Source organism: Streptomyces anatolicus, assembly GCF_019400875.1.
GTDB lineage: Bacteria > Actinomycetota > Actinomycetes > Streptomycetales > Streptomycetaceae > Streptomyces > Streptomyces anatolicus.
On sequence record NZ_WMBF01000638.1, the window covers coordinates 1 to 3,163 of the forward strand.

Annotated in this window: 1 protein-coding gene; it reads right to left on the reverse strand. The window is 74.7% G+C overall.

Features of this window, described 5'->3' with window-relative positions:
- On the reverse strand, window positions 1-3,163 hold a 3,163-nt coding region (locus tag GKQ77_RS30720), incomplete at both ends, for a condensation domain-containing protein (RefSeq protein WP_258022266.1).

Consider the following 3,163-nt stretch of genomic DNA (forward strand, 5'->3'; position numbering starts at 1 on the left):
GGGCCGGGCCGTGCAGCAGCCGGTCGCGCTGTGCCGACGGCAGGACGTCGATGTCGTCCAGGCGGGCGGTGTCGTCCGAGGCGGCCAGGGCGTCCAGGGTGTGCAGCAGCTGCCCGGCCAGCGACTCGGCGCTGGACTCCTCGAAGTACCGCGGGTCGTAGCCGAGTTCGACGGTGAGCCGGTCGCCGGGCGAGACGACCACGGTGAGCGGGTAGTTGGTGGCCTCGCGGGCGTCCAGGTCCCGCAGGGAGAGTCCCTGCGCGCCTGCGGTGGCGTCACCGACGGGATAGTTCTCGAAGACCACCAGGCTGTCGAACAGGGCGGTGCCCGGCGGCAGTTCGCCGAGGGCGTGCAGGGTGGTGAGGGGCAGGTGGTCGTGGCGGCGGTCCTCCGCGCGGGCCTCCTGGAAGGCACGCAGCCAGGCGCCGCAGTCGGCGCCGCCCTCGACCTCGGTGCGGGCGGGCAGGGTGGTGATGAACAGGCCGGTGATGGTGTCGGCGCCGGGCAGGTCGGCGGGGCGCCCCGAGACGGTGGTGCCGAAGCAGACCTCCCGTTCCCCGCTCCACCGTGCGAGGAGCAGCGCCCAGGCGCCCTGTACCAGGGTGTTGAGGGTGAGGCGGTGGCGGCGGGCGAACTCCTGGAGCCGCCCGGTCCGTTCGGTGTCGAGCCGCTGGGAGAGCCAGGTGTCGGAGCGGGCCGTGGCGTCCGGGGCGGGCCGCCGGTCGTACGGCAGCGGGGTCGGCCCGCGCAGACCGGCAAGGGCGGCGCGCCAGTGCTCCTGCGCCTGGTGGGTCTCGCGGGCGGCGAGCCAGGCGGCGTAATCCGCGAACGGCCTGCGTTCGGGCAGGTGGGGCCGCTCGCCGCGGGTGAGGGCGGCGTGCGCGGCCGTGACGTCGGACAGGACGTGGAAGACGCTCCAGCCGTCCAGCAGGACGTGGTGGAAGGTCCACACCACCCGGACCGCGTCCGGGCCGAGCCGGACCAGGGCGAGCCGCATCAGCGGGGCGCTCTCCAGATCGATGCCCCGGGCCCGCTCGTCGCCGAGCAGCCGTTCCAGCTCCGCGTCGCGCCGGTCCGCCGGGAGTGCGCTCCAGTCGTGCTCGGTGACCGGCAGCGTCACGTCCCGGTGGACCACCTGGAGCGGTACGGGTACGCCGCGCAGCGCGACGGAGGTGCGCAGCACGGGGGTACGGTCGACGACGTGCTGCCAGGCGGCGGCCAGGGTCCGCGGGTCGTGGGCGCCGTCCGCGACGAACGTGATCTGCTCGACGTACAGGCCGTGTTCCGCCTCGTCCAGGCCGTGCATGACCATGCCGGTCTGGGTGGGCGTGAGCGGATAGATGTCCACCACGCCCGACGCCTCCGTTCCCTCGCCGACGAGCCGGTCGACGCCCGCCTGGTCCAGCGGGGCGAGCGGGAAGTCCGAAGGCGTACGGCCGCCGACGCCGGGCTCGGCGCAGTGCCGGATGATCGCGCGCAGTTCGCCGGTCAGCTCGTCGGCGAGGCGGGCGATGGTCCCCCGGTCGTGCACCGCACGGGAGTACGACAAGGTGAACTCAAGCCGCTCCGAGCTCACTTGCCCGAGGACGTCGAGGACGTACGGCCGCTGCGCCGAACGGTCCATGCCGCCGGTCAGACCTCCGTAGGGCGTGTGCAGCAGGCCGCCCGGGGCGCCGGTGCGGTCCTGTCGGCCCAGGTAGTTGAAGCAGACCGGCGGCAGGGCGGGCAGCTCGCGGCCGGCCGTGGGGTGCAGGAAGCGCAGCGCGCCGTAGCCGAGTCCACCGCGCGGCACGGCCCGCAGGTTCTCCTTGACGGCCTTCAGTACGGTGCCGGTGCCGGCGTCCCGGGGCACGTCCAGGGCGACGGGGTACATGGCGGTGAACCAGCCGACGGTCCGGGCGAGGTCGGTCTCCTCGAACAGTTCCTCGCGGCCGTGTCCCTCCAGGGTGACCGCCACCCGGTCCTGTCCGGTCCAGCGGGCCAGGACCCGGCCGAGCGCGCACAGCAGGACGTCGTTGACGCGGGTGCGGTACGCGTCCGGCACGTCCTGGAGCAGCCGTCGGGTCTCCTCGGCGTCGAGGGCGACGGTCACGTTCTCCTCGTCGGCGGCGGTGTTCGCGCCGCCGGGACGGTCGGCGGGCAGTGGTGTGGCGGCACCGTCGAGGCCGCGCCAGTGGGCGAGTTCGCCGTCGAACCCGCCCCCCTCGGTGTGCTCGGCGAGCCGCCGCGCCCACGTCCGGAACGACGTGCTCTTCGGGGCGAGAGCGGGCCGCCCGCCGTCCCGCAACGCTTCGTAGGCAGCGTCCAGATCCTCCAGGACCAGACGCCAGGACACGGCGTCCACGACCAGGTGGTGGGCGGCGAGCAGCAGCACGGGCCGCCCACCGTCGTCGCCGGGCCGGAACAGCGCGGCCCGCAGCAGCGGCCCGCCGGCCAGGTCGAAGCGGGCGCCCAGGGCGGCGGCCACCTCGTCCGGGGCCGTCCGGTCGTGTACCTCCAGGTGTACGTCGTTGTCGCCGGGCGGGGTGCAGTGCTGCCGCCACCGTCCGTCGCCGGCCTGTTCGAAGCGCATCCGCAACGCGTCATGGTGCACGACCACGGCGGACAGGGCGGCGCGCACCAGTGCCTCGTCGGGATCCTCGGCCAGCTCGACGGAGACGGTCTGGCTGAAGTGGGCGGGGTCGCCCGTGAGGGTGTCCAGGAGCCAGTGCTGTACGGGGGTAAGGGGCGCGTCACCGGTCACCGGCCCCTGCTCGGCGACGACTGCGCCGGTGTCGGCCACCGGCTCGGCCACGGCGGCGAGTTCGGCGAGGGTCTGGTGGGTGAACAGGTGCCGGGGCGTGAGGGCGAGCCCGGCCCGGCGGGCGGCGGAGACGATCTGGATGCCGAGGACGGAGTCGCCGCCGAGCGTGAAGTAGTTGTCGTCCGCGCCGACTTCGGGCACGCCGAGCACCTCGCACCAGATGGCCGCGAGGGCCTGCTCGGCCTCGGTACGCGGCGGCCGTCCCCCCGAACCGGCGGAGGGCGCCGCCCTCTCGGGCACGGGCAGCGCCCGCCGGTCGAGCTTGCCGGTCGCCCCGAGCGGCAACCGCTCCAACGGGACGACGAGGGCGGGCAGCAGGTGGTCCGGGAGACTCCGGGCGAGGAAGGCGCGGAGTTCACC